The organism is Bacteroides sp. (genome assembly GCA_036351255.1).
Lineage (GTDB): Bacteria > Bacteroidota > Bacteroidia > Bacteroidales > UBA7960 > UBA7960.
Window position 1 is genome coordinate 1 of record JAZBOS010000088.1, and the last position, 4779, is coordinate 4779.

Sequence of the window (4779 nt, forward strand, 5' to 3'; positions counted from 1 at the left end):
CATCACCACGTTGGCCGTACCGGTCACCGAGGCTTCCTCCAGCAGCATGAAGCAGCCCTTCAGGCCAGGGCTTTCAATGTTGTAAAAACAACGTTCGTTATCGAAATGAAAATTGGCGCCCAGTTTCTCGAGCCCTATGAAGTGGGTGTCGAGGCGTCGGCGTCCAATCTTGTCGCCCCCGGGTTTGGGGATGCTGGCCCGGCCAAAACGCGCCAGCAGCGGGCCCACGATCATCACCGAACCCCGCAGCTGGGTGGCCTTCTTCTGAAAATCAATGGTGTAAAGAAAGTCCAGGTCAATTTCATCGGCCTGAAACGACCAGCTGCCTTCACCCAGGCGCTTGACCTTCACCCCGAAGTCAGCCAGCAGCTCGATGAGCTTGTTGACATCCCTGATTTCAGGAATGTTCTCAATGACTACTTCTTCTGGGGTGAGCAGGGTGGCGCAAAGGATTTGCAGCGCTTCGTTCTTGGCGCCCTGTGGAATGATTTCGCCCTTTAATTGTTTGCCACCGTGAATTTCAAATGAAGCCATCGTTAATGGGGTTTTAATGGTCACTGATCAATATTGCGGGGGTGGCGGTTCGTGAACCGGGGTTTTTTTTCCTGTGCAAAGCCACCCCTCCAATTGACATAGCTGCCAAAAATAAGGATTCTTCTGCAGGCGATGAATCTTTCGCCCTGCTTTTCCCCGGAAAATGCTTAATTCTTTTTGCCCCGGTAGGGGTAGGGCTTGCCCGGCCCTGGTTTTCCCTGGTACTTTTTCTTCTTTACCTTGTTGACAGGAGGGGGTTCGGGGGGCTGCGCCAGCTTCACGTTTTCGTCCAGCGTCAGTTTTCCCTTAGAAAGCTGCTGCAGGTGGGCTGCGATCTCTTCATCACTTACGGCATCGCGGTTCCAGGTCAGGTAAGATTTCTTCAGGTGGTTGGCGATCATTTTTACCAGGGCGCTTTTCTCGGCCCCGTCTTCCAGTTCACAGGCTTTTTCAATGATCTTTTCAATATGTCTGCCGTAATGCTTATAGGTGATGTGGTTACTGGCATAGCCCAGCCGCTCGGGCTTGCGGGCAAGGCTCTGGGCCGATGGAATGGGGTAGGGCGAGTCCACGTCGAGCTTGAAATCCGACATGATGAACAGGTGGTCCCACAGTTTATGCTTGAAGTCGTTTACATCGCGCAAGTGAGGGTTAAGCTGCCCCATCACATTGATGATGGCACGCGCCTGGTGATTGCGTTCTACGCGGTCTTCGATCGACATGATCTGTTCGATCATTTTCTGAATATTTCTTCCATATTCAGAGATGCTCATTTTCGAGCGCTGGGAATTGTATTCCATAAAGGGGGTGTATAGTGATCTGTTTTACCGGTAAACCTTTTACAGGTTCAACTGTGGCAAGGTGCTCAATTCAGTAATTGAAATAACGGGTTATTATTTTAGGAAATCAATGCTTGTGGTAATAAATACAATAACGGAAAATGTCAGGAGGTTTATTGCCTGGTTTTCCAGCCGGCCTGTTCCTGCAAGGTGTGGAGGGAAAAAACCGGATCCTTTCGGTAACGCTGCAAAGGTATGAATTTATTTGTAATGATACAAAGAAGCTTTTTATGAAATATGCAAGCGGTTCCGGGTTCTTTCTGGCCAGGGAAGCGATTCAGGGGGATAAGGCGGGTGTTAAAAACAAATTCACCACCCGGAAACGACCCTGGTGGTGAACTTGCTGTGCAGTCAAAGGCTTGTTATGATCAGCTTTTTTGACTGGTTATTCCGTTATGGTGATGTCGGGCACCAGGTCTTCCTCCGTCAGGTTTTTTTCCTCCATGGCCCTGCTGCGGCAGGTCTTGCACAGCTCGGTGATGTTTTTCAGTTCGCGTGCCTGGGCCACCGTGCCTTCAAAAATCTCTGTGGTGACGTCGCGGTTGATGTGATGGCAATCGGAATAAATATGGTAAACCGTTCCCGACTTTGTCCAGTACACATGGTTGAATCCCTCATTCAAGGTTTCCACTTCAGCGGTTTGCTCGGTGTACTGCTCCACACTGGGCGGGTTGAAGTCAATCCCAACGATCCCTGCGATGAGCAGGGCTATCACCGCAATGGATCCTGCCAGCCCTTTCTGTTTGCCGCTCAGGTCCTTGCTGGTGAAGATCAGGATCACCAGGGGCAGGAAGGCCAGCACGGCCATAATGGCACCCAGCTGGTTCTGCATGAAAAACTTAAGCTTGTCCTTTTCCGAAGCCGGGTCGAGGCGGTTGGCCTTCTTCCAAAGGATAGAACCGGTGATGGCCATGCCCAGGTCAATCACGATCAGGATGATGAGCAGGGTCATGTTGACAGGCGGCTTCAACAGCACGCCGAAGATGGCATAGGCCTGTAAGGCAATAGCCACCACCCAGGCCAGGATGGCGAACAGGCGCAGTTGCTTGGCTTTGCCCTTGCTCTCGGGCGTTGGAACAAACGGGGTCCTTCCTTGCGATGGGGTTACGGGCGTTTCTTCATCTCCGCCTACGCGTGTGATTTTTTTCTTTGTCATAAGGCTTCGTTTTGGATTTACAGTGATTCGTGGTTTTCATGCTTTCAGAATCACCCTGGCAAAGGTTGAACGACTCCGTCCGAAGGGAAGCCGGCCGTTCGCCAAGGGCGTTTCCTTTTCGCAAATGTAGAAATATTTCTGTTTCATATACGCATTCAATCGCTCTGTTTTCTTTTTTTGCTGAAAATGAGTACGATATCGCGTTAAAACAGGGTGGCGAAATCCCATTTTGACCCCTTTTTCAAAGAAAAAAGAGATGCCAGAGAGGGAGTTAATACGGAGTTTATACGGTTTAAACCGTATAAACTCCGTATTAACTCCGTATTAACTATGACCCTGTCAGGATAAAATTCCCTGTTTGAGAACCCTCAAGCCTTCATTTTACCCGGGCTGATGGCCCGCATGATTTGGCTCGGAAAATAAAAAACAGGAAGGAAGGAAGGAAGGTTTTTTTAATGCAGGCATTTTTTTGTTCAGGGCAATATGCTACTTTTGGAAAAAGGTAAAACGATAAAATATTTTCAACTATAAATTTGATTTGTGATGGCACAGAAATTTATTCCCTTCGACGTGGTGGAGGACTTCCTGGTAAAGGTAATGGCGAAAGCCGGCATCCCTGAGGCTGACGCGCGCATCATTGCCGATGTGCTGATACAGGCCGATAAGTTCGGCTTCGATTCGCATGGGGTCAACCGCCTGAAGCCCATATACCTCGACAGGATCAGGGATGGTATCCTGAATCCTGTGACAGAATACGAGGTAGTCAGGGAAGGGGCCACCACCGCGGTGATCGACGGGCATAACGGGATGGGCCACGTGATCGCTTTAAATGCCATGAAGCTGGCAATAGACAAGGCTGCGAAATACGGGATGGGGATGGTGGCGGTGCGCAACTCCACCCACTACGGCTTTGCGGGTTATTACCCCCTGATGGCCGTGCACGAAAATATGATCGGCATCACGGGCACCAACGCACGGCCTTCCATTGCACCTACCTTCGGGGTGGAAAACATGCTGGGCACCAACCCCCTGACTTTCGGCATGCCCACCGACGAGGACTTCCCCTTCCTGCTCGACTGTGCCACCAGCATCGTGCAGCGCGGAAAGATTGAGCTGTATGCACGCGAGGGCAAAGAGCTTATCAAGGGCCTTGTCATCGATGAGAACGGGGAGAGCAAGACCGACTCGAACGAGGTGCTCAGCGACCTGACCGCCGGACGGGCCGCCCTGGTGCCCCTGGGCGGGATAGGAGAGGAGACGGCAGGCTATAAGGGCTATGGCTATGCCACCGTGGTCGAGATCCTCTCGGCCGCACTGCAGCAGGGCGCCTTTATGAAAATGCTGATGGGCGTCGAAAACGGGAAAAAGGTTCCCTATCCCCTGGGCCATTTCTTTATCTGCATCAACGTCAGCGCTTTTACAGAGCCCGACGATTTCAGGAAAACCACGGGCGATATCCTGCGCGAACTCAGGGCATCGAAAAAGATGCCCGGGCAGGAGCGCATCTACACCGCCGGCGAAAAGGAATACCTCACCTGGATGGACCGCCGCCATAAGGGCGTGCCCTTCAACGACGCCCTGCTTGAGGAGTACAGAGGGCTGTGCAAGGCATATGGGATGGAAGAGTACCTGGGAAGGTTCAGGGATTAGGGATTACGGATTAGGGATTACGGATTAGGGATTAGGGTTTAGGGTTTAGGGTTCAAGCCTGCCTGCCGGCAGGCAGGGATTAACGATTTTTGATTTGCGATTGGCCCTAAAAATGGCAGTGCCCGAACTCCCTCCGCTGGCTAGCGGAGGGTTGGGGGAGGTTTTTGGATTTCAGATTAACGATTAACGATTAACGATTTTTGATTTAAGAAGTAAAGGCAGGGTTCCCCCGCTGAGCGGAATTTGCAATTCCGCTCTGAACATTGCAGAATTTGCAATTCTGCAAATTTTATAGCTTTGTAAAACCATGCCAACAGGATATCAAATAAAAGATCAATTTGCTCCTCATTTTCTTACCCTTCAGGTGGTATACTGGATTGATCTTTTTTCCAGAAAATCATACAGGGACATTATTATCGATAGTCTGAAATTCTGCCAAAAAGAAAAAGGACTGGAGATTTTCGCCTGGGTCATTATGAGTAACCACATTCACATCCTAACCCGGAGTGCAACGGGTGAATTAAGCAATACTATTCGTGATTTCAAGAAATTTACCAGCAAGAAGATCATACTTGAGATTACAGAGAACCCAAAAGAAAG

The 4779-nt window shown here is 50.3% G+C and carries 5 protein-coding genes; 2 read left to right on the forward strand and 3 right to left on the reverse strand.

The features are described from left to right. The 3 genes from V2I46_08350 to V2I46_08360 all read right to left on the reverse strand — a co-directional run. Positions 1-534: UDP-N-acetylglucosamine 1-carboxyvinyltransferase (locus V2I46_08350; protein MEE4177506.1), on the reverse strand; the 534-nt coding region annotated here is incomplete at its 3' end. A gap of 167 nt (positions 535-701) precedes the next feature. Then, entirely contained in the window at positions 702-1334 is a 633-nt protein-coding gene (locus V2I46_08355) for a DUF4290 domain-containing protein (protein ID MEE4177507.1), read from the reverse strand. 424 nt (positions 1335-1758) lie between these two features. After that, on the reverse strand, positions 1759-2529 hold the full coding sequence (locus V2I46_08360; GenBank protein ID MEE4177508.1) for a hypothetical protein: 771 nt from the start codon (positions 2527-2529) through the stop codon (positions 1759-1761). Positions 2530-3072: 543 nt separating this feature from the next. On the opposite strand from V2I46_08360, the gene V2I46_08365 reads away from it, so the two are divergent. Beyond that, complete coding sequence (locus V2I46_08365) at positions 3073-4179, forward strand: Ldh family oxidoreductase (protein MEE4177509.1); 1107 nt, start codon at positions 3073-3075, stop codon at positions 4177-4179. Positions 4180-4486: 307 nt separating this feature from the next. Beyond that, positions 4487-4779, forward strand: a 293-nt coding sequence (locus V2I46_08370) for a transposase (protein ID MEE4177510.1), incomplete at its 3' end; no start/stop codon positions are given.